General features: G+C 64.9%; 23 protein-coding genes. 9 read left to right on the top strand and 14 right to left on the bottom strand.

Annotated features, from left to right (window positions below):
- Positions 1–18 precede the first annotated feature (18 nt).
- The 5 genes from EC845_RS22675 to EC845_RS16900 all read left to right on the top strand — a co-directional run bounded on the left by EC845_RS22675 (position 19) and on the right by EC845_RS16900 (position 3,464).
- Complete coding sequence (locus EC845_RS22675; RefSeq protein WP_233598129.1) at positions 19–1,224, top strand: CaiB/BaiF CoA-transferase family protein; 1,206 nt, start codon at positions 19–21, stop codon at positions 1,222–1,224.
- Entirely contained in the window at positions 1,221–2,216 is a 996-nt protein-coding gene (locus EC845_RS16915) for a tripartite tricarboxylate transporter substrate binding protein (RefSeq protein WP_123299312.1), read from the top strand. The genes EC845_RS22675 and EC845_RS16915 overlap by 4 nt, the downstream gene beginning before the upstream one ends.
- Before the next feature lie 24 nt (positions 2,217–2,240).
- Positions 2,241–2,360 carry a tripartite tricarboxylate transporter substrate-binding protein gene (locus EC845_RS16910; protein WP_123299311.1) on the top strand — a complete coding sequence of 40 codons (120 nt, stop codon included), beginning with the start codon at positions 2,241–2,243 and terminating at the stop codon, positions 2,358–2,360.
- Positions 2,361–2,492: 132 nt separating this feature from the next.
- Entirely contained in the window at positions 2,493–3,002 is a 510-nt protein-coding gene (locus tag EC845_RS16905; RefSeq protein ID WP_233598128.1) for a GNAT family N-acetyltransferase, read from the top strand.
- Positions 3,003–3,140: 138 nt separating this feature from the next.
- Complete coding sequence (locus EC845_RS16900; RefSeq protein WP_123299310.1) at positions 3,141–3,464, top strand: hypothetical protein; 324 nt, start codon at positions 3,141–3,143, stop codon at positions 3,462–3,464.
- A gap of 90 nt (positions 3,465–3,554) precedes the next feature.
- Here EC845_RS16900 and EC845_RS16895 read toward each other — a convergent pair whose 3' ends face one another.
- The 3 genes from EC845_RS16895 to EC845_RS16885 are packed head-to-tail and all read right to left on the bottom strand — an operon-like array spanning position 3,555 to position 6,093.
- Entirely contained in the window at positions 3,555–4,139 is a 585-nt protein-coding gene (locus tag EC845_RS16895) for a hypothetical protein (RefSeq protein ID WP_123299309.1), read from the bottom strand.
- Between the two features lie 53 nt (positions 4,140–4,192).
- Positions 4,193–5,113, bottom strand: a complete 921-nt coding sequence (locus EC845_RS16890) for an amidohydrolase (protein ID WP_123299308.1) — start codon at positions 5,111–5,113, stop codon at positions 4,193–4,195.
- A gap of 17 nt (positions 5,114–5,130) precedes the next feature.
- Entirely contained in the window at positions 5,131–6,093 is a 963-nt protein-coding gene (locus tag EC845_RS16885) for a tripartite tricarboxylate transporter substrate binding protein (RefSeq protein WP_158615713.1), read from the bottom strand.
- A gap of 113 nt (positions 6,094–6,206) precedes the next feature.
- Between EC845_RS16885 and EC845_RS16880 the strand changes: the two genes are divergently transcribed.
- Entirely contained in the window at positions 6,207–7,109 is a 903-nt protein-coding gene (locus tag EC845_RS16880; RefSeq protein WP_123299306.1) for a LysR family transcriptional regulator, read from the top strand.
- Positions 7,110–7,124: 15 nt separating this feature from the next.
- Here the strand turns inward: EC845_RS16880 and arsC are convergent, their stop codons facing one another.
- The 6 genes from arsC to EC845_RS16850 form a co-directional block, all read right to left on the bottom strand.
- Entirely contained in the window at positions 7,125–7,553 is a 429-nt protein-coding gene (gene arsC / locus EC845_RS16875) for an arsenate reductase (glutaredoxin) (RefSeq protein WP_123299305.1), read from the bottom strand.
- A 28-nt stretch (positions 7,554–7,581) separates the two neighbouring features.
- Complete coding sequence (locus EC845_RS16870) at positions 7,582–8,016, bottom strand: VOC family protein (RefSeq protein WP_123299518.1); 435 nt, start codon at positions 8,014–8,016, stop codon at positions 7,582–7,584.
- A gap of 113 nt (positions 8,017–8,129) precedes the next feature.
- Positions 8,130–9,098: a tripartite tricarboxylate transporter substrate-binding protein gene (locus EC845_RS16865; RefSeq protein WP_123299304.1), complete on the bottom strand. Its 969-nt coding sequence runs from the start codon at positions 9,096–9,098 to the stop codon at positions 8,130–8,132.
- Positions 9,099–9,135: 37 nt separating this feature from the next.
- Positions 9,136–10,602 (bottom strand): NAD-dependent succinate-semialdehyde dehydrogenase, encoded by a 1,467-nt coding sequence (locus tag EC845_RS16860; protein WP_123299303.1) that lies wholly within the window; start codon positions 10,600–10,602, stop codon positions 9,136–9,138.
- 76 nt (positions 10,603–10,678) lie between these two features.
- A complete protein-coding gene (locus EC845_RS16855) occupies positions 10,679–11,542 on the bottom strand; it encodes an NAD(P)-dependent oxidoreductase (protein ID WP_123299302.1) in 864 nt (287 codons plus the stop codon).
- Positions 11,539–11,955: a carboxymuconolactone decarboxylase family protein gene (locus EC845_RS16850; protein WP_123299301.1), complete on the bottom strand. Its 417-nt coding sequence runs from the start codon at positions 11,953–11,955 to the stop codon at positions 11,539–11,541. Before EC845_RS16850 ends, EC845_RS16855 begins: the two co-directional genes overlap by 4 nt.
- Before the next feature lie 144 nt (positions 11,956–12,099).
- Between EC845_RS16850 and EC845_RS16845 the strand changes: the two genes are divergently transcribed.
- Positions 12,100–12,786, top strand: coding sequence for a GntR family transcriptional regulator (locus EC845_RS16845; protein ID WP_123299300.1), 687 nt, complete (start codon positions 12,100–12,102; stop codon positions 12,784–12,786).
- A gap of 238 nt (positions 12,787–13,024) precedes the next feature.
- Here the strand turns inward: EC845_RS16845 and EC845_RS16840 are convergent, their stop codons facing one another.
- The 4 genes from EC845_RS16840 to EC845_RS16825 form a co-directional block, all read right to left on the bottom strand.
- Positions 13,025–13,267 (bottom strand): helix-turn-helix domain-containing protein, encoded by a 243-nt coding sequence (locus EC845_RS16840; RefSeq protein WP_123299299.1) that lies wholly within the window; start codon positions 13,265–13,267, stop codon positions 13,025–13,027.
- Between the two features lie 375 nt (positions 13,268–13,642).
- A complete protein-coding gene (locus EC845_RS16835) occupies positions 13,643–16,117 on the bottom strand; it encodes a TonB-dependent receptor (RefSeq protein ID WP_148077324.1) in 2,475 nt (824 codons plus the stop codon).
- A 110-nt stretch (positions 16,118–16,227) separates the two neighbouring features.
- Entirely contained in the window at positions 16,228–17,250 is a 1,023-nt protein-coding gene (locus EC845_RS16830; protein WP_123299297.1) for a FecR domain-containing protein, read from the bottom strand.
- On the bottom strand, positions 17,247–17,777 hold the full coding sequence (locus EC845_RS16825) for a sigma-70 family RNA polymerase sigma factor (RefSeq protein ID WP_123299296.1): 531 nt from the start codon (positions 17,775–17,777) through the stop codon (positions 17,247–17,249). The genes EC845_RS16830 and EC845_RS16825 overlap by 4 nt, the downstream gene beginning before the upstream one ends.
- A 178-nt stretch (positions 17,778–17,955) precedes the next feature.
- Here EC845_RS16825 and EC845_RS16820 point away from each other — a divergent pair, with 178 nt between their 5' ends.
- Both EC845_RS16820 and map read left to right on the top strand, forming a co-directional pair.
- A complete protein-coding gene (locus EC845_RS16820) occupies positions 17,956–18,237 on the top strand; it encodes a ParD-like family protein (protein WP_123299295.1) in 282 nt (93 codons plus the stop codon).
- Entirely contained in the window at positions 18,237–19,028 is a 792-nt protein-coding gene (gene map / locus EC845_RS16815; protein WP_123299294.1) for a type I methionyl aminopeptidase, read from the top strand. Before EC845_RS16820 ends, map begins: the two co-directional genes overlap by 1 nt.
- Here the strand turns inward: map and EC845_RS16810 are convergent.
- A complete protein-coding gene (locus EC845_RS16810) occupies positions 19,013–19,936 on the bottom strand; it encodes a LysR family transcriptional regulator (protein ID WP_123299293.1) in 924 nt (307 codons plus the stop codon). The two genes, map and EC845_RS16810, sit on opposite strands and share 16 nt — an antisense overlap.
- Positions 19,937–19,941: the final 5 nt, after the last annotated feature.

Here is a 19,941-nt window from a genome sequence, read left to right as displayed (position 1 = left end):
CTGTTCGAGAGTTGGAACATGAACCACACAAGCTGCCATTCATTGCCGTACGAAGGTCTCCGCGTGATCGAGTTCACCCACATGGTGATGGGGCCGACCTGCGGCATGCTGCTGGGTGACCTGGGCGCCGAAGTCATCAAGATCGAGCCCCTGGGAGGCGACACGACCCGCACGCTGCTGGGGTCGGGTTCGGGATTCTTTCCGATGTTCAACCGCAACAAGAAAAGCGTGGTGCTCGACCTGAAAAGCGCCGAAGGGGTCGAGGCTGCGTTGCGCCTGATCGATACCGCGGACGTGGTGAGCGAGAACTTCAAGTCGGGCGTGATGGAAAAACTCGGCCTGGGCTACGACCTTCTCAAGCAGCGCAATCCCCGCCTGATCTACGTGAGCCACAAGGGTTTTTTGCCCGGCCCCTACGACAACCGCACGGCCCTCGACGAGGTCGTGCAGATGATGGGCGGACTGGCCTATATGACGGGGCGTCCGGGCGATCCGCTGCGGGCGGGGACCAGCGTCAACGACATCATGGGCGGCATGTTCGGCGCCATGGGGGCGATGGCGGCACTGGCCCAGCGCGAGAAGACGGGGGTGGGCACCGAAGTGCAGTCGTCGCTCTTCGAGAACAACGTGTTTCTGGTCGGCCAGCACATGATGCAGTTCGCCTCGACGGGCAGGGCGGCCGCGCCGATGCCCAGCCGCATCTCGGCCTGGGCCATCTACGACGTGTTCACGGTCAAGGACGGCGAGCAGATCTTTCTGGCCGTGGTCAGCGACAAGCAATGGAACATCTTCTGCAAGGCCTTCGGCATGGAGGAACTGAAGAGCGATCCGCGCCTGACCACCAACAACGACAGGGTGCTGGCCCGCGAATGGCTGATGCCGCGGCTGCGATCCGAACTCGCCCCGCGCAGTGCGCAAGAGCTTGCCGCAGTCTTCGAAGCGCAGGGCCTGCCCTTTGCGCCGATCACGCGTCCCGAGCAACTGTTCGACGATCCGCATCTGCAGGCCACCGGCGGGCTGGCGCCGGTTCGCCTGGCCAACGGCACCGAGTCGCTGGTGCCGCTGGCCCCGCTGACCTTGGGCGGCCGCCGGCCGGGCATCCGCCTGCAGCCCCCCCGGGTCGGCGAGCACACCAAAGAACTTCTGCGTCAGGTCGGCTACAGCGATGCAGACATCGCCGATCTCGAAAAAAGATCGATTACACAAGGAGACACATCATCATGAAATCCATCACCCGCCGCAGCGCGATCGGCGCCGCATTGATCGCCATGGGGATCGGTGCAGGGACCGGCGCATGGGCCCAGTCCGCCGCCGACTACACCGGTGGCCGCCCGATCAAGCTGATCGTGCCGTACACCCCGGGCGGAGGAACGGACGCGGTCGCCCGGGCCGTTGCCGACAAGATCACGCAGGCTTCGGGCTGGACGGTGGTGGTCGAGAACCGGCCGGGTGCCAGCGGCAACATCGGCATGGATGCAGTGGCGAAATCCAAGGCCGACGGCTTGACGATCGGCATGGGCCAGACGGCCAATCTGGCCATCAATCCTGCCTTGATGCCCAAGATGCCGTTCGATCCCAAGACCGACCTGGCACCGGTCGCACTGGTTGCGTCCTTGCCCGTGATCATGGTGGTCAGAGCCGATTCGAAGTGGACCAAGCTCTCGGAGGTGGTCGAAGCCGCAAAGGCCCAGCCCGATCAGGTCAAGCAGGCCCTGGCAGGCACAGGCACGGTCGGGCACCTAGCCGGCGAGCTGCTGGCGTACCAGGGCAAGTTCAAGGTGTTGAATGTGCCGTACAAGGGCGCATCGCCCGCCCTCACGGACTTGCTGGGAGGCAGCACCGATTTCATGTTCGGCACGCCCCAGGCGGTGCTTGAAATGATCAAGGGCAAACGTCTGCGCGCGCTGGCCGTGACGTCGCCGAGCAGGCTCAAGGTGTTGCCCGATGTGCCGACGGTTGCGGAATCCGGGTACCCCGGTTTTGAAGCGGTCGATTGGAAAGCCATCGTCGCGCCGGCGGCGACCCCGCCTGCCGTGGTGCAGGCGCTCAACCAAGCCACCGAGAAGGCCTTGGCGAATCCCGCCATGCTCGAGCTGCTGGCCAACGAGGGCAGCAGCCCGCTCGGTGGATCGCCGAGCCGGGCCCAGAGCTATATCCAGGCCGAACAGAAGAAGTGGGCCGAACTGATCGAGAAGGCCCAGATCACGCTGGAGTAGGCCGGCGGCCGATCACAGGCCGGCATGTTGAAGATGCTGGCCGTGACGACCGCCCGGCGTCTGGCCCGGTACCGTGATGTGCCGACCATGGCTGAAGTGCCGGGAATGAAGGACTTCGAAGCGTCGTCCTGGTATGCGACGTAGGCACCGGCAGGCGTTCCGCCAGAGATCGCGGCCAAGTTGTCGAACGCCATCGGCCAAGTGGTCGAGGCCGCAGCGATCAAGCCCGACTGAGCATCGTGCAAGGTCGCTGCTTTTGCACGCAGAATCCAGTCCATGCTTTCCTCTTTGACGATCCGCCCGTTCCAACCGGGAGACGAGCCTTCGCTGCGCCGGGTGTTCGAGTCGGCCATCCATGGCGTGGCCTCGCGCGACTACTCGCCCGAGCAGATCCAGGCCTGGGCGCCGGCCGATCACGACCCGGTTCAGTGGGCGGTGCGCATGCAGACGCTCCGGCCTTTCGTCGCGGTGATGGATGGCGAGATCGTGGCTTATGCCGATGTGCAGCCTAGCGGCTACATCGATCACTTCTTTGTCTCGGGCGATCGTCCGCGCCAGGGAATCGGCACGCGACTGATGGACCGGCTTCACCGGGAGGCCGTGGCGCTGGGCATTGCCGAGCTCACATCGGACGTGAGCCTGACGGCCGAGCCCTTCTTCCTACGCCATGGTTTCGAAGTGGTCGAGCGGCGCTTTCCGGTTCGCGGAGGGGTGACGCTGCAGAACGCGCTGATGCGCAAACGCGGTGTGTTGCGCGGCATTGTTTTCGATGTCCTACGCCGATGATCGAAATCGTCTTTCCCGATGGCACCGAGAGGTATCGGAACATGGGCTTTCCTGCAACGCACGCAGGCGCTTTTTTTGTCATTCATTGAACGCGGAGGGTGTCGCTGGATGCCCGCCCGCCCTGAAAGGAGACCCGTGATGATCACCTCAGAACGAGAAATTCGTGCCTTGATGACCGCGCCCGAACAGCAACTGTTCGATCTGAGCCTTTCCAAGGAACTGCCCAAGTTCTCCGGCCCGCAGATACGCGCCAAGCTCAAACGTGCGCGCGATCTGCGCGACAAGGCACAGGATACCTACCGCCGTCAGGTGATGGCCACCCAAGGCCGCACCGGCACCAAACGCGGTCTCACCGGCGGTTCGAACGAACGCACCCGCATGAAGGCCGCTGCGCTGTCGGGCGTGGTCGAACGCCTGGCTGCGGCGGCGACCGCTGCGGACGACAACAGCACGATCCACTGAAACCCGCCGTCCCAGGGAACTGGGACCGTCTTTTCCAGGCCGTCCGAGACGGCCTGTCTGTCGTCTGGCGGGGCTGACCGGTGCGATGCGTTACCGCGCCGGCGGAAGCTGCAGATTCAGCGTCAGGGCGACGATCGTTGCGTGTCCCAGAAACGCACAGAACTCTGCCATGCCTTGCCGTCCAAAACGATCGAGGCCTTCGTCACGCAAGCCGACCGTCAACGGCAGACCTCCGAACAGGCGATCCGCCAATTGCCAGGCCAGCCGCACGTCGTTGGGGCCCTTGGGGCACATGCCTTGCTCGATTGCCGAGAGGCTGTCGGCCGGGATGCCTGCGGCGAGTGCCTTGGGCCAGTGGCGTTCCCACTGTTCACGGCATTGAAGGCGTCGGGCGACGACCATGAAGGTCGCCTCCAGCACCGGGCGGGAGAGGGCACCCGACCAGAGACGCTTGGAAAGCGCGTCGATAGTCAAGGCGATGTCGGGGCTGGCCAGCAGGACACGGTGGATCGGCGGCAGTGCCGTCGCATTGGCTTGCAACACGGCACAAGCGCGGGCTGCCGGCTCATCGAGTGCTGCGGCATCGAATGCCCAGCCGCTGAATCGACTGTTCCGCTCGGCGGCGGACAGGTCTTCGCTCATCGCCACCGTGCGAGCCGCAGAGTCGGTCTGCATAGGTGTGTTCCTGATTCGTCGATCGATGATGCCCCTGAGAACGCGCGCAGCGATCAGCGGGCGAACACTGGAAACTGGTAGAGGCGCTCGGGATTGGCGACCAGGATCGCTTGCCGCTCGGCCTCATCGGTCCATCGCGCGAAGATGTCGAACTGCAGGCCATCGTCGACCGGCCGCAGCGGCTCGGGGGTGTCGCGTGGCCTGGGGCCCGAAGCCACGGGGTTGGTGTGCGGCCAGTCCGTGCCCCACAGCATGCGATCCAGCCGGCATTCGATCAGCGCACGCACCACTGGAACAGCGTCGTCGCCCAGGGGGTGTTCGATGATGCGGTAGGGGGCGGAGAGCTTGACGTAGGTGCTGCCTTCCTTGACCAGATCGAGCAGGGTCGAGAACCCCGGCTGCGTGGTTCCTCCGCCGGCATGGGCCAGGCCGAAATGGTCGACGACGACGGGCACACCCAATCGTGCGATCACATCGGCCATGGCCTGCACCACGGTGAGCTGCGCATAGATCTGCACATGCCAGCCCATGCGGGCCGCCAGCCTTGCCGTGTCTGCCAACTGTTGGCGGGCGATTTCTGGCTGCGAGATTCCGAATGACTGCAGGTTGACGCGCAGCCCGCGAACGCCTGCGCGGTGAAGGACCTGCAGCGCTTCGTCGTCGGCTTGCGCGCCGACCACGGCCACGCCGCGCGCCTGGCGGCCGTGCGCTTCCAACGCGGCCAGCGTGTCGAGCAGGCAACGGTTGTCGGTGCCCTGCGGGCTGGCTTGCACCACCACCGAGCGGTCGATGCCCAGCAGATCCTGGAACCGCATCAAATGCTGCACGGTGACGGGGTGGGGCATGAACGTGCGCTGCTCGCTCAGGCTGTAGCGCCCCGGGGGGCCGAAGACGTGCACATGACAGTCGCAACTGCCTGGTGGCAGCGGAAGGGTCGTGGGCGAGTGGGTGACGTCGAGTAGCGAGTTGTCCATGGCGGGTCGTTCAGGGATCAGTCGGCCTTGATGTCGGCATCGCGGATGAGCTTGCCCCACTTGGCATGCTCGTCCCGCATGAAGCGGCCGAACGCGTCGGTGCTCATCGGCGCGATCTCGAAGCCTTGCGCCGCCAGCTTGGTGCGCACTTCGCTCAAGGCCAGCACGCGGTTGAGTTCGGTGTTGAGCTTGGTCACCACCTCCTTGGGCGTGGCCGCAGGCGCCACGATGCCCAGCCACGTCGCCGCCGAGAATCCGGCCACACCGCTTTCGGCGATGGTCGGAATGTCGGGTGCGGCAGGAGTCCGGGACTCGCTGGTGACGCCCAATGCACGCAACTTGCCGGCGCGCACGTGGGGCAGGGCGGCCGCTGCATTGGCGAACATCATGTGGATGCGCTCGCCCATGATGTCCATCATGGCGGCCTGTTCGCCGGGATAGGGCACGCTGGTCAACTGGATCTTGGCGGAGTAGCCGAACAGCACGCCCGCCATGTGCGGTGTGGTGCCCACTCCGCCGTTGCCGAAGTTGATTTCGCCCGGCTGGGCTTTGGCTTGCTCGATGAGCTGCCGGACGTTCTGAGCCTTGAGGGCCGGCCCTGCGACCAGCACCAGGGGCGCGGTGCCGATCAGGCCGATGCCCACGAAATCACGCAGTGGATCGATGACCTTGGATTTTTGCAGCACGGGAGACACGGCGATGGCCGTCTGGCTGGCGAGCAGCAGGGTGGTGCCGTCGGCAGGGGCGCGTGCCACGGCATCCGCGGCAATCATCTGGGCGGCACCGTTCTTGTTTTCGACGATGACGGGCTGGCCCAGCTCGATATGGTTGGCGATCAGTCTCGCCACGGTGTCGGGTGCGCCGCCGGGCGGCCCGCCGACGACGAGCCGTATGGGCTTGGCCGGCAAGGCGGCCTGGCCGAATGCGAGAGGCGCTGCCAGCAAGAGCGGCAGCAGGGCGCCGAGGCTTCTTCTTTTCACGATGTCTTGTCTCCGTTGTGGTTTGTCGGTTGTCGCTTGTCTCCAGGGGCAGTGTTGATCCAGAATCGACATGCGTCAAATTGATAAATCCACTCATTTCATAGACAGATCATATGAACACCCGCGAAATTCGGCTGGTCTGGGAGGTCGCGACCACCGGCTCGGTGACCCAGGCTGCGGAACGTGTCCACATGACGCAGCCGTCGGCCAGTGCCGCGATCAAGGTCATCGAGGAGCGTATGGGCTTCGCCATCTTCAGCCGTGAGAACCGTCGTCTGGTGCTGACACCCAAGGGCCGCGCGCTGCTACCCGAACTGTCCAATGCGCTGACGGCCCTGGCATCGCTCGACAGGCTTTCGGAGGAGTTGCGTGTCGATGTCGCCAGCAGCATCGCGATCGGCTGCATTGCGCCGGCAGCGACGACCGTGCTGCCTTTTGCGCTGACCGCGCTCAAGCGCAGCGTGCCGAAAGCACGCATCGTCGTGCACACGGCACTGGCGGTCGAGATCGCGGCGATGGTGGCCGAGCAGCGCATCGACTTTGGACTGGTGATCGGCGACACGCTGCCCCCGGAGGCGGGCGTCGCCGATGTGGCCCTGCTCAGGCTGCATGCGGTGATGCGCCCGGACCATGTGCTGGCATCGCATGCGTCCATGGCGTGGCATCAACTCGGCCAGCATCCGTATGTGACGTTGACCCGGCGCTTGCAGGTCGGCTCGCTCGTCGCCCGCAGGCTCGAAGAGAGCGGTCATGCATTCAACCCGGTCGTCGAGGTCACGCAGTTCTCGTCGGCTTGCGGTTTTGCATTGGCCGGGCATGGCTTGGCGGTGCTCGACAACCTGAGCCTGCCGCTGGCACAGAGCATGGGCCTGGTCGCGATTCCCATCGGCCCCAACGACTCCGTACCCTTCCGATTGATCTGGCCCAAAGGCCGCGCACTTTCGAAACACGCGGACGCTTTTGCGCTGGCGCTGCGCGATGCCTTGAGGTCGGGTTTTGCCCCGTTGCCCGGCTGATCGCCTCTGGCCGTGTCAGCCGGAAACCCGCGCGCCCTTCGCATCGACCACCTTCTCGCCATCCTCCTTGGTGAACGAGGCCTGCTGAGGGTTGGGCAGGATATCGAGCACCTGCTCGGAGGGGCGGCACAGGCGAACCCCCAAAGGCGTCTTCACGAGGGGGCGGTTGATCAGGATGGGGTGCTGCAGCATGAAGTCGACCAACTGGTCGTCGCTCCACTTCGGGTCGCCCAGACCCAGCTCGTCGTACGGCGTGCCCTTGCTGCGCAGCACGTCGCGTGTCGTCAGGCCGCTGGCCTCGATCAGGCCTTGCAGCGTCGCCCGGTCGGGTGGGTTCTTGAGGTACTCGACGACCTCGGGCTCGACGCCCGAATTTCGAATCATCGCCAGCGTGTTGCGCGAGGTGCCGCAGGCGGGGTTGTGATAGATGGTGATGGTGCTCATGATGTGTTCAGTGGGGCGGGTGAGGACTTCAAAGCCCTTGGGGATCCGGCCGATGATGCACGTATTCCACCACCGTTCCGTCGGGATGGACCGCGTTGAAGGCGGCGCCGGTGGGGACGACCTGAAGCGGGAAGACGATTTCGGCGCCGGCTGCGACCAGCTTGTCGTAGTAGGGCTGCACGTCGTCGACCAGCAACGTGCCGGTGGTCGATTTGAACGGTGCCAAGGCTTCGTCCGTGCCTTCGATCAACAGAAACGCGCCGACCATGGCCAGCCGCAGTCCGGCTTCAGGGAAGGGAAAACCGCCGTCGGCTTTCAGGCCCTGAAGCGCTTCGTAGAACCGCACGCTGCTTTCCAGCTGACCGGGCCGGACGAACACCCGGATCAAGACCCGTGCCTGGGTCTGACCGGAGGTGTCGTTGCGCAAGCGCCAGAGGTGATTGAAGTCTGATGTTTCACTCATGCCTGGAGCGTAACGCAGGCTGGTGGACACAGGTCGGCCATGCGGGTCGCTGGCTGTTTTTTCGAGCATCCGTATGAGATTTGCGCATGAACCACATGGACCCTCGGTGAGGGTCACTCGGCTTTTGCGCCGGCTGCCTTGATGACCGGATCCCAGCGGCGGATTTCGTTTTGGGTGAATTCACCCAGTGTCTCGGGCTTCAGCCGGTCGGCAGCGGGAATGATCACGCTCATGTCGGTGAAGCGCTTGACCAAGGCAGGGTCGGCCAGTGCGGTGCGGGCGGCCTTGTTGAGGCGCTCGATGGTGGCGGCGGGCGTGCCTTTGGGGGCATAGAGTCCGTGCCACACCGACAGCTCGAAGTTCGGCAGGCCGGTCTCGGCAAAAGTCGGAACGTTCGGCAGGGTGTCCAGGCGTGCCTTGGTCGCGACGCCATAGGCCTTGAGCAAACCCGCCTGGATGTGCGAACCCGTGGCCACGGGCTGGTCGCAGATGACGTTCACATTGCCCGAGATCACGTCCTGCAATGCAGGACCCGTGCCTTTGTAGGGCACCATCGTGGCTTGCGTCCCGGCGGTCTGGTTCAGCAGCATCGCGCACAGGTGCGAGGTGGCGCCGACGCCGGCGTGTGCGAAGGTGACTTCACCGGGCTTGTTTTTCATGACCTTGATGAGCTCGCCGACGTTGCCGGGCGCAAAGTTCTTGTTGCCCACCAGGATCATCGGCACATCGCCTGCCAGCGCGATCGGTGCCAGGTCCTTGGTCGCGTCGAAGGTCAGCTTGGCGTAGAGGGCCGGCGCTGTCGCGATGCCCATGTTGTGCAGCAGCAGGGTGTGGCCGTCGTTGGGCGCGCGGACCACTTTGCTGGTGCCGATGGTGCCGCCGGCGCCGCCCGCGTTCTCGACGATCACGGGCTGGCCGAGGTCCTTGCCCATGGCTTCGGCCAGTACCCTGGCCAGCACGTCGGTCGATCCGCCGGCGGCGTAGGGCACGACGATCGTGATCGGTTTGGTCGGAAAGGCCGATGCCGCAAAGGATGCGACGGCGAACGTCGCGGCAACGATGTTGTGGGTGAACCGGGTCATGTCTTGTCTCCTGGGATGCAATGGTTTTGTGGATGGGTCAGGCGCTGCCGAGCGAGCCGAAACACACGTACTTCAGCTCGGTGTATTCGTCGAGGCCGTGTCGCGATCCTTCGCGGCCCAGGCCGGATTGCTTGACGCCGCCGAAGGGCACGACCTCGCTGGAGATCAGGCCGGTGTTGACGCCCACCATGCCGGACTCGATGGCGTCGGCGACTCTGAAGCAGCGGCCGATGTCCTGCGAGAAGAAGTAGCTGGCCAGTCCGAACTCGGTCGAGTTGGCCAGGGCGACGACCTCCTGCTCGGTCTCGAAACGCACCAGCGGTGCGACGGGGCCGAAGGTTTCCTCGCGCATGCACAGCATCCCGGGGCGAACGTCCAGCAGCACGGTCGGCTCCAGAAAATGTCCGAGGCCAGGCAGTGCCTTGCCCCCAACGGCCAATCGGGCGCCGTGGCTCAGCGCATCCTCGATGTGCGAGAGGGCCTTGTCGCGTGCGGCTTCGTTGATCAGCGGGCCTTGGGTGACGCCTTCGTCGAAACCCGGACCCGGCTTGAGCTCGCTCACGCGGCGCGCCAGTTTGTCTGCGAAGGCGTCGTAGACCGCGTCTTGCACATACAGCCGGTTGGCGCAGACGCAGGTCTGCCCCGAGTTCCTGAACTTCGAGGCGAGTGCGCCTTCGACAGCCGCATCGAGATCGGCATCGTCGAACACGATGAACGGTGCGTTGCCGCCCAGTTCGAGGCCGAGTTTCTTGACGGTCGGGGCGCACTGTGCCATCAGCAGTTGCCCGATGCGGGTCGAGCCCGTGAAGCTCAGCATGCGCACCACGGGCGACGACGTGAGGACACGGCCGATTGCCTCGGCATCGCCGACCACCACGTTGAGCACGCCCGGTGGAATGCCGACCTCGTGCGCCAGCTCGACCAGCAGCAAGGCGGTCAGCGGTGTCAGCTCGGACGGCTTGATCACCATCGTGCAGCCGGCCGCCAGCGCAGGCGCGGCCTTGCGCGTCACCATGGCGGCCGGAAAGTTCCAGGGCGTGATGGCGGCGCACACCCCGATGGGTTCGCGGCTCACCAGGTTGCGCTTGTCCCGGGATGACGAGGGAATGAGCTCGCCGTAGAGGCGGGTCGCTTCTTCGGCATAGAAGCGGACGAAGCTGGCCGCATAGGCCACTTCGCCCAGGGCTTCGGACAGCGGCTTGCCTTGCTCCAGCACCAGGGTCCTGGCGATGTCGTCCTGGCGATCCAGCATCGCCTCGAACCACAGGCGCAGCAGGCGCGACCGCTCGGATGCAGGCTGCGCCCGCCACGAGATCTGTGCGACGCGGGCCGCTTCGATGGCCTGCTCGGCATCGGGTGCGCCGGCTGCCGGCACCCGGGCCACGAGTTCGCCCGTGGCGGGATTTGTGACATCGATGCAGGGGCGATCGGCATCCGAGAGCGCGATGCCGTCGACGACACCGAAGCCTTTTTTCTCTGTCAACAGAACGAGTTTTTCCGCCATGGGGCGATCTCCTGGCCATGCAGCGGCCGCACCCGGGTCGGCGGGTGCAGGCTGCGGCGGTTTTGAAACAGGCCGGTTAAGGCTTGGCGGCGAAGCTGTAGAGCTCGGTGTGGTCTGCTGCAGGCCCGAGCTTGCCGGAGGCGAGCGTGGTCAGATCCGACACCTTCTGGGCCAGCGTCATCGGGACACCGAGGGCAGGGCCCAGCGAGGCGGCGATGCCCACATCCTTGGCTTGCAGAGCCAGCGAGAAACCCGAGTTGAAGGCGCCGTTCAGCATGAACTGATGGGCCTTGTTCTCGGTGGTGTTGTTCTTGCCCGTGGATGCGTTGATCACGTCGACGATGGTGGCCGGATCGATGCCGAATGCGGCGCCGGCATGGATGGCTTCTGCGGTCGCGATCAGGGCTGCGGCAGAGACGTAGTTGTTCAATGCCTTGAGCGCATGGCCGGAGCCGACGGGACCGACGTGCGTGATCTGTTTGCCCATGACCTCGAGCACCGGCTTCAAGCGTTCGTGGACGGCGGGATCGCCGCCGACCATGATGGCCAGCGTGCCGGCAACGGCTTTTTTCACACCGCCCGAGACGGGGGCGTCGATCAGCGAGACGTCGTGTTCGGCCAACCGGGCGGCCAGTGCACGGGTGCGGCTGGGATCGGCGGAGCTCATCTCGATGACGCTGGCCCCGGCTTTCAGGTGCGGAGCCAGTTCGGCGAGTACGGCGTCGACGATGTCCGAGTTGGGCAGCATCGTGAGCACGATGTCGCAGTCGGAGAAGGACGCGGCATCCGAAGCCGCGAGTGCCCCGGCATGACCCGCCACGAACCGGCGCGTGGCCTCGGCATTGACATCCCGGACGACGAGTGGATGGCCTGCTGCGTGCAGCAGATGGGCCATGGGCTGGCCCATCATGCCCAATCCGATAAAACCGATGCGGCTCATGGTGTGGTCTTTCCTTGGATGTCCATCTCTTTGAACACTTCCGCGGCGACACGGAACGAATCGATGGCGGCCGGCACGCCGCAGTAGATCGCGGCCTGCAGGAACACTTCCTTGATCTCGTCCTGGGTCAACCCGTTGTTGATCGCGCCGCGAACGTGCAGTTTCAGTTCATGGGGCCGGTTGAGGGCCGTGATCATGGCCAGGTTCAGGAAGGAACGGGTCTTGCGCTCGAGGCCGGGCCGGTTCCACACATCGCCCCAGCAGTATTGGGTGACCAGTTCCTGCATGTCGATGTTGAAGTCGGTTGCGTTCTTGATCGACGCATCGACGTATTCAGGGCCCAGCACCGAGCGGCGGGTGGCCAGGCCTTGTTCGAATAGCGCTGGGTTCTTGGGGGCGTAGGCACGTGTCATGAAATCTCCTGTGAAGTGAACATCAACGAATCGAAGTTCATTTGAACAGATTGTCAGACAATCATAATTAAGGAAGATCGGGATTGTGGATTGTTTTCGTCTGATGTATGACAATCGGATCATCAGAAAGACAAGGAAATCGGCATGAGCCAGATGTTGCGTGTTCCCCGCGAAGAAACCTCACTGCGTCAGAAGACCACGGCCATGCTGCGCACGGCCATCCTCGATGGCGTGCTGACGCCCGGCCAGAAGCTGTCGGAGCGCGAACTGTGCGAGAGCCTGGACGTGAGCCGGTCGTGCCTGCGCGAGTCGCTGCAGCATCTGCAGGCAGAGGGTCTGATCACCATCGTTCCACACCGGGGGCCTGAAGTCACGACGATTTCGGCGCAGGAGGTGCGCGATATCTATGCGGTGCGCGGCAGTCTGGAAAGCCTGGCCGGCAAGGCTTTTGCGCTGCAGGCCAGCACCGGGCAGCGGCAATCGCTGCGGGCGAAGCTGACCGAGCTGTCGTCGGTCCACGCGGCAGGGCGCAAGGACGAGGTGCTGGCGCTCAAGAACCAGTTCTACGACATCCTGATCGAAGGCTGCGGCAACGTCGTCGCCGGACAGATGCTCAAGCAGCTCAACAACCGGGTGACGGTGCTGCGGCGCATCTCGATGGCGCAGCCGGGTCGCCTCGACCAGACCCTGGCCGAGCTCGAGGCGATCGTCTCCGCGATCGAGAACCGGGACGGCGACACCGCAGCCCGGCTGTGCAGCGAGCATGTGCAGAAGGCCGCGGCCAATGTGCTCAAGAGCATGGAGAACGCCCAGCCACGGGCCGCTGCCTGAGAATTTGAAAAGGGTCAGCCGACTCTTGTTTGCGCTCTGGCCGGTTATGTGCCGTCCTGAATGCGGTATTCCACTCGGTCGGTTTGTTTTCAGTGGGGTGCCGTTTCGGGCGCGATTTTTTCGCCTTGGGCCACCGCATCGAATTCGACCTCTTTCGGGGCGATGAATAGGTAGAGCTCGGTGCGAATGGACGGTTCTATCCGGGTTTGATGTCGGTAGATTTTGAATTCGCATCCGCTCACAAGTTTGCATCCGCAAACAGATAACTCATGGTCACCCCCAGCGCGGCAGCGATCTTGCTCAGCGTGAGCACCGCGACGCTGTTGTCGCCGCGCTCGACTCGGCCCAGGTACGAGCGGTCGAGATCGGCCGTGAAGGCCAGTGTTTCCTGAGAAAACTTGTTGATCAGGCGGATGCGTTTTATCGCGTGCCCGAGGGCAACGAGTTGGGGATTTTTTCTTTGACGCGAGAAGTTGGGCACTTCTCATATTTAACAGGTATCGAGTAAAAGACCACGGCTTATGTCCCCCATTCTGGTAACGAGATATATTCCAAGGCGATAAAGCGGTGCAGCAGGGGTTTTGTATCGCCTGCATGCACCGCCTTCAGCGACTCGTTTATCGATCAGCGGCGTGTCGCCGTGGCTCGCGGCGCGCCTGCCTTGTTCGCTTTGTACTTTTTCCAGAAATAACCGGCGATCGCCATCAAAATCATCTTGCGCATGAAATGCTCCGTTTTTCGAATAAAAACCGAGTATCGGGACAAGCGTGCGCGCGGCATGTAGGAGCGGTTGGCAAAGCCCTGTCGGCCTCTGTAAACGAACGATGCCCGCCCGACCGCAGACGCTCTCGGGCGCTCAGAACTTGTACTTCAGCGTGACCACCGCATTGCGCGGCGAGCCGTACAGCGCATGGGTCGCCGTGCCCGTGTAGTAGTTGCGGTCGAACAGGTTCTGGATGTTCAGTGTGGCCGTCAGATCCCGGTTGATCTCGTAGCGCGCGAGCAGGCTGGCCAGGGCGTAGCTGCCCTGCATGTAGTAGCCGGGGTAGCCGTTCTCGCTTTGCCAACTGATGCCGCCGCCCACCGTGACGGCGCGCAGCGCACCCGGCAGCCGGTAGGTCGTGAACAGCTTGACGCTGTTGCGCGGGATCTGGGTCATGGTCCGGGCGCCTTCCGCGTCCTCGGTGGCGGTGAAGGCGTAGCCGGCGCTCAGGTTCCATCCCGACAGGGGCTCTCCGGCCAGTTCGAACTCGAAGCCCCGCGAAGTCAGGCCTTTGCGGGCGATGAATACACGGTAGCTGGCAATGCTCTCGTCGCGCATGGCGCTGTTGTCGAGCCGGGTTCTGAACACCGAGGCGCTGGCCTGCAGGCGGTTGCCGAGCAGGTTGGCCTTGACCCCGCCTTCGATGCTCGTGCCTTCCTCGGGATCGATTTGGCGGCCGTTGATGTCGAGGGTGCCGTAGGGCTGCGGATTGAAGATCTGGGTGTAGCTCGTGTAGGCCGACCACGTCTCGTCGAAGCGGTAGACCAGACCCGCGTACGGCGTCACGATGCCTTTTTCTTGCTGGACCGTGCGGCTCGCCACGCCAGTGACCGGCCGGGTGACGGTCGTCTGTTTCCAGTCGGTGATGCGGGCGCCGGTGACCAGTGTCGCGGCGTCGGTGAGGTGCAACCGGGACGTCACATAGGCCGCATCCTGCTCGACCTTGGTGTCGCCTCGGCTGGCCAGATCGAACACCGGCACGTTTGCGCTGCCGTTCCAACCCTGAATACTGCCGATGGTGCCGTCATAGCCCGTCCACGGTCCCAGGAACCAGCCGTACGAGGGCGCATCGCGGTTCTCGGTCCGTGAAACCGTGAAGCCCGCCACCAGTTCATGCTGGCGGCCGAACAGCGGGAAATGGCCCGTGACGTACCCGTCCAGGGCGTTTTCTTCGGGCGCGCCGATCCAGTGCGCGGGCTGGACGACGCCGCCCAGGCCGGTGATCGGATCGAAGCTACCGTCGAGGTAACTGACGATGCCGTCGTAGCGGAACTGGCGGTAGTTGTACTCGAGCTTGCCGCGCCAGCCGTTGTCGAGCCGGTGTTCCAGCGAAACGAAAGCGTTCTTGAAGTTCTCGTCGTAATAGGTCCAGTCCGGCGAGCTGTTGAACGATCGCGGCAGCACCAGCCGCGAGCCGTCGCTGTTGAACAGCGGGAACCCCGTGCGCTGCGGTGCCGTGTTGCGGTCCTGCTGGTAGCTGAACCCGACGGTGGCCAGCGTGGCATCCGTCAGGTCGGCTTCGAGAATGCCGTAGGCCGTCGCGGTCTTGCTGCGCAGACGGTCGACCCACGAGTCGCTGTTGCGTGCGTCGACCACCAGGCGACCCCTCAGGCTGCCGCTTTCGTTGAAAGCGCCGGACAGATCGGCCGTGGCGCCGCGGCGGTTCCAACTGCCCGCATCGATGCTGATGCTGCGCTGTGTTTCCACGGTGGGGCGTTTGCGCATCAGGTTCACGGTGGCGCCCGGCGAACCGAGTCCGCTCATCAGGCCGGTCGCGCCGCGCACGATCTCGACGCGGTCGTACAGAACCGTGGATTCACCCACGCGCAACTGCGACGAGCTGGGGATGCCGTCGACCTCGTAGTTGGCGATCGAGAAGCCGCGCGACATCAGTCCGGCGTTCAGGTCGCTGCCCATGCTTTGACGGAAGGCGGTGACGCCGACGGCCGTCTCGACCGCGCCGCTGACCGTGTCGAGCTTGCGATCGTCGAGCCGTTGCCGGGTGATGACGGTCAGCGACTGCGGGGTCTCCTGCCATTCCAGAGGCAGACGGGTCGATGTGGCGCTGGGGGCGTTGGTCGCGTAGGAGCCGGTTCCCTCCGTCGTGGCATCGTGCTCGGCCGACGCGACCACCCGCACTTCGGCCAGCGTGACGCCGGCGGCCGAGGCCGAGCCGCCGCGTGTGCCGCGCTGCACGTCCGGGGTTTCCTTGAGCCGGTAGCCGCCGTTTTCGGCCTGGGCTTCCAGGCCGGTGCCCGCCAGAGCCGCATCCAGGGCCTGCCGGACCGACAGCGTGCCCCGAACGCCGCTGCTCTGCCGGTCCCGCGTCAGGTCGGCATTGATCGACAGCAGGATGCCCGCTTCGCTGCCCAGCCGGCTCAGCGTGGCGGCCAGAGGGCCCGGGGGAATGTCGTAGGCCTGCGCCGTCGGCGCCTGGGCATGGGCCGACGACACCACGGCGGCCATTGCAGCGGCCGTCAAGACCCGGCCGATGTCGTTCCATTGCCCGAACGCGCAGCTCAGACTCAGTGTCAGGTTCCTGGCCCGCAGGCCTTTGGGGCATCCCATGCTTTTCCCTCTTTCGCTTGTTTTGCAAAGGTTGAAGAACCTGCCGGTTGCAGGTCCACACCCGGTTGCCACGCGAACGCGCTGAAAAGGCTCACAGGGAATGAAAAAAATCAGGCAGCGGCCGAAAGACGGGTCCAGTAACGCGTCACGTAACGAGCGGCCAGCGCATGCTCGGCCACCAGCATCCGCAGTGCGCGGTCGGTGTCTTCGGCGCTGCGCAGAGGAAACGTCCCGTTGATGCGCAACGAGGCGATCGCCGGGTCGCAGCCCAGGTAACCCGAGCGGAAGAGCGAGAGCTCGGCCAGGAGCTCGCCCAAAGGCATGTCCTGCGCGATCAGCATGCCCCGGGTCCAGGCCGTCGTCGCGGCGCGGGATGCTTGCGGTTCACCCAGTCGACCGCCCTCGAACACCATCGACTCTCCCGCCCGAACGGCCCGTGTGGCGGCCGGGGTTCCGGCGCGTGCAAGACCGACCTCGACGCGCCCACCGTCCACGAACAGTCCGGTCGCCAGGTGTTCCCGCTGGCGCACGCCGAAGCGCGCTTCGCCGGCTTCGATCCGGCCATGGCGTGTCGTCAGCCTCAGCGGCAGGCTGCGATCCGGGGCGAGGGGGGCCGAATGAACATAGAGCTCTCCTGAGATCAGCCTTACGGTGCGCTCGACTGCCGAGAACACGATCGACACCGCGCTGTCGGCATTGAGCTGCAGGCGCGATCCGTCCGGCAGCTCGAGATTGCGGCGTTCGCCGGTGCCGGTGCGGATGTCGCTGCCCCAGGCCGCAAGCCAGACCGGAGCGGTGTCGCTCTGCCGCCAGACGACCAGCCCGGCCGCGCCGCCGATCGCCGCGCAGGCTAGTTGCTTGATCGCCTTGCGGCGCCCGGCCTTGCTTGCCGCCGTCGACAGAATCGCGGTGCTGGTGCGATGGGTGCGTTGCGGGCTCAGCGGCTGAAGGCGCGCGCCCATGGCCATGACGCGTTGCCAGGCCCATTCATGATCCGGGCTCGCCGTGCGCCAGGCCGTCAGCCGCGACGTGATCGAGGCATGCTCGTCCGGCGTGAGCGCGTCCGCCTGCAGATCGACCAGGAACTCGGCCGCCTGCATCAAGGCCTCGGTCGTTGCGGGCGCCTGCGTCATGGCACCGCATCCGCAAGCAGGCAGACATGGACCACCGCCCGCGCGATGTGGCGCTTGACCGTCGCCAGCGACAGACCGAGCGCCTCGGCGATATCCGCTTGTTTCATCTCGTCGACCTGAGACATGAGAAACGCCTGGCGAACCGGTGCCGGCAGCGCTTCGAGGTGACGGTCGAGCTCGATCAGGGCCTGCAGCACGATGGCCTGCTGTTCGGGCGAAACGGCCAGGTCTTCGGGGACATGCGCCAGGGATTCGAGAAACGCTTCCTCGACGCAACGCCGGCGAAAGGCATTCGCCGCAAGCGACTTGGCGATCTGCGTCAGGAAAGCGCGGGGTTCGCGCACGTCGCCCAGTTCGCCGTTGGGTTTGCCCAGCAGCCGCTCGTAGGTGTCGTGGGCGATGTCGGCCGCATCGAACGCATTGCCCATCCGCCGGCGCAGCCAGCCTTGCAGCCACCGGTGATGATCGACATACCAACCCTGAATCAGGTCTCGGCTGGCGGGGACGGTCGGCAGGGAATCAGGCATTGCTGCGGCGTTCGGTGTTTTTGGGCATGAGAATTGATCTCAATTGTAGCCTCACCGTTCGAGGACACGGCGCAGAGCCATGATCGAACGTTGGGCTCGCCCAGATCGATCGGTCTGCGGTCTTGCAGCTTGATATGTTTTATATATAATTCATATACGTTTCATATAAAGTCTAACGATGGGCATCGTCAAAATTTCAGACCTCATGCACGAGAACCTGCGCGTGGCGGGCAACGCCTTGAGCCGGTCGATCAATGCGCAGGCCGAGCACTGGATGCGGGTCGGCATGCTGGCCGAGCTGCATCCCGAGCTGGATCATCGCGCGATCTGCCAGTTGCTGATCCAGGCCGAGCTCGCCGGGGGCCTCGATGTCGTCGCAGCGGTCTCCGCGCAGCCCGGCAAGTCGCCGCGCGCATCTGCGCCCGCATCCGCATCCGCAACCTCGGCCGGGAAACACTGATGGCTCGCGGCATTCCCATCCGCTCGGCCTCCGACATCGAGATGGCCCGGCAGGCGGGCCGCCTCGCGGCCGAGGTTCTGGGCATGATCGAGGCTCACGTGGTACCGGGGGTGAGCACCGAGGCGCTCGACCGGGTCTGCCACCGGTACATCGTCGACGTGCAGGGCGCGGTGCCCGCCAACCTCGGCTATCTGGGGTATCCGAAGACCATCCTCACCTCGGTCAATCAGGTGGTCTGCCACGGCATTCCCTCGCCCGACAAGATCCTGAAGCAGGGCGATATCGTCAATATCGACGTCGCCATCATCAAGGACGGCTGGTTCGGCGACACCAGCCGCATGTTTTTTGTCGGTGCCCCCAGCGTGCTGGCCCGGCGGCTGGTCGATACCACCTACGAGGCCCTGCTGGCCGGCATCCGGCAGGTGCGGCCCGGTGCGACGCTGGGCGATGTGGGCCATGCCATTCAATCGGTCGCGCAGCGCGAGCACTTCAGCGTGGTGCGCGAATACTGCGGCCACGGCATCGGTCAGGTCTACCACGACGAGCCACAGGTGCTGCACTACGGACGGCGCGGCGAGGGATTGAAACTGGAGCCGGGCATGATCTTCACGATCGAGCCGATGCTCAACGCCGGCGGCCGCGAAACCAAAGAGTTGCCGGACGGGTGGACCGTCGTGACCCGGGACCGATCGTTGTCGGCCCAGTGGGAACACATGGTGGCCGTCACGCCCGAAGGGTACGACGTACTGACGCCCTGGCCGGGAGGCACGGGGGCCTACGCGGCGGTCTGAGCGCCCAGTTGCTCGAGCTCTGCCGTGCGCAGGCCGATGAAGTCGCGCAGGCAGCGCAGCAGGGGCGTGAACTGGCGGCGGCTGGGCAGCACCATGAACAGCGGTGCCGCTTCCGTCGTCCAGTCGGGACACAGCACCCGAAGGCGGCCTTCCGCCAGATCCACCGCCACGTCGAACCGGGACTTGTAGGCGATGCCCTTGCCCAAAACCGCCCAGCGCCTGACCGCATCGCCGTCGTTCGAAACGTTCACGGCCTTGACGCGCACGGTGAGTTCGGCCTCGTTCTGCCTGGAAAAGGCCCATCGGTCGTGCACGCTCTCGCCGAACATGAAGCACAGGCAGTCGTGCTGGGCCAGTTCGTGCGGTGTCTCCGGCATGCCGTGCCTGGCCAGGTAGTCGGGTGACGCACAGAGAACCCGGCGGTGGGCCGGCGCCAGGGGCAGCGCGACCAGGCTCGAATCCGGCGGTTTGCCGTAACGAAACGCGGCGTCCACCGGTTCGCTGTAGACATTGGCCATGCGATCGGACAACTGCAGGCGGATATCGACCCCCGGGTGCAGGTTCTGGAACTCGTCGAGCCAGGGCAGCAGCAGGTTGCGCCCGAAATCCGATGTCGCCGCCAGCTTGAGCGTGCCGCGCAGCGCCTGTTCTCCGGCGCCGAGCTGCTGGCTCACCTGCTGCAGTGCCTGCAGGGCAGGGCGGCATTGCTCGAGAAACTGCTCGCCCTGTTCGGTCAGGCGCAGGCTTCGTGTCGAGCGTACGAAGAGCAGCACGCCCAGCTCCGCCTCCAGCCGCTTGAGCGCGGCGCTGGTGGCCGCAGGCGTCAAGTCGAGCGCACGGGCGGTGGCCGACAGGCTCCCGGTGTCCACGGTGCGAACAAAGATGTCGAGATCCTGTAGAGCTTTCATGGGGG

Source organism: Comamonas sp. BIGb0124 (assembly GCF_003752175.1).
GTDB lineage: Bacteria > Pseudomonadota > Gammaproteobacteria > Burkholderiales > Burkholderiaceae_C > Comamonas_F.
This window is presented reverse-complemented; position numbering and strand designations above follow the sequence as displayed.

Coding starts and splice junctions, on each gene's coding strand:
- EC845_RS22675 (WP_233598129.1), top strand. CDS start 19: ATGAACCACACAAGCTGCCATTCATTGCCGTACGAAGGTCTCCGCGTG.
- EC845_RS16915 (WP_123299312.1), top strand. CDS start 1,221: ATGAAATCCATCACCCGCCGCAGCGCGATCGGCGCCGCATTGATCGCC.
- EC845_RS16910 (WP_123299311.1), top strand. CDS start 2,241: ATGTTGAAGATGCTGGCCGTGACGACCGCCCGGCGTCTGGCCCGGTAC.
- EC845_RS16905 (WP_233598128.1), top strand. CDS start 2,493: ATGCTTTCCTCTTTGACGATCCGCCCGTTCCAACCGGGAGACGAGCCT.
- EC845_RS16900 (WP_123299310.1), top strand. CDS start 3,141: ATGATCACCTCAGAACGAGAAATTCGTGCCTTGATGACCGCGCCCGAA.
- EC845_RS16895 (WP_123299309.1), bottom strand. CDS start 4,139: ATGCAGACCGACTCTGCGGCTCGCACGGTGGCGATGAGCGAAGACCTG.
- EC845_RS16890 (WP_123299308.1), bottom strand. CDS start 5,113: ATGGACAACTCGCTACTCGACGTCACCCACTCGCCCACGACCCTTCCG.
- EC845_RS16880 (WP_123299306.1), top strand. CDS start 6,207: ATGAACACCCGCGAAATTCGGCTGGTCTGGGAGGTCGCGACCACCGGC.
- arsC (WP_123299305.1), bottom strand. CDS start 7,553: ATGAGCACCATCACCATCTATCACAACCCCGCCTGCGGCACCTCGCGC.
- EC845_RS16870 (WP_123299518.1), bottom strand. CDS start 8,016: ATGAGTGAAACATCAGACTTCAATCACCTCTGGCGCTTGCGCAACGAC.
- EC845_RS16865 (WP_123299304.1), bottom strand. CDS start 9,098: ATGACCCGGTTCACCCACAACATCGTTGCCGCGACGTTCGCCGTCGCA.
- EC845_RS16860 (WP_123299303.1), bottom strand. CDS start 10,602: ATGGCGGAAAAACTCGTTCTGTTGACAGAGAAAAAAGGCTTCGGTGTC.
- EC845_RS16855 (WP_123299302.1), bottom strand. CDS start 11,542: ATGAGCCGCATCGGTTTTATCGGATTGGGCATGATGGGCCAGCCCATG.
- EC845_RS16850 (WP_123299301.1), bottom strand. CDS start 11,955: ATGACACGTGCCTACGCCCCCAAGAACCCAGCGCTATTCGAACAAGGC.
- EC845_RS16845 (WP_123299300.1), top strand. CDS start 12,100: ATGAGCCAGATGTTGCGTGTTCCCCGCGAAGAAACCTCACTGCGTCAG.
- EC845_RS16835 (WP_148077324.1), bottom strand. CDS start 16,117: ATGGGATGCCCCAAAGGCCTGCGGGCCAGGAACCTGACACTGAGTCTG.
- EC845_RS16830 (WP_123299297.1), bottom strand. CDS start 17,250: ATGACGCAGGCGCCCGCAACGACCGAGGCCTTGATGCAGGCGGCCGAG.
- EC845_RS16825 (WP_123299296.1), bottom strand. CDS start 17,777: ATGCCTGATTCCCTGCCGACCGTCCCCGCCAGCCGAGACCTGATTCAG.
- EC845_RS16820 (WP_123299295.1), top strand. CDS start 17,956: ATGGGCATCGTCAAAATTTCAGACCTCATGCACGAGAACCTGCGCGTG.
- map (WP_123299294.1), top strand. CDS start 18,237: ATGGCTCGCGGCATTCCCATCCGCTCGGCCTCCGACATCGAGATGGCC.
- EC845_RS16810 (WP_123299293.1), bottom strand. CDS start 19,936: ATGAAAGCTCTACAGGATCTCGACATCTTTGTTCGCACCGTGGACACC.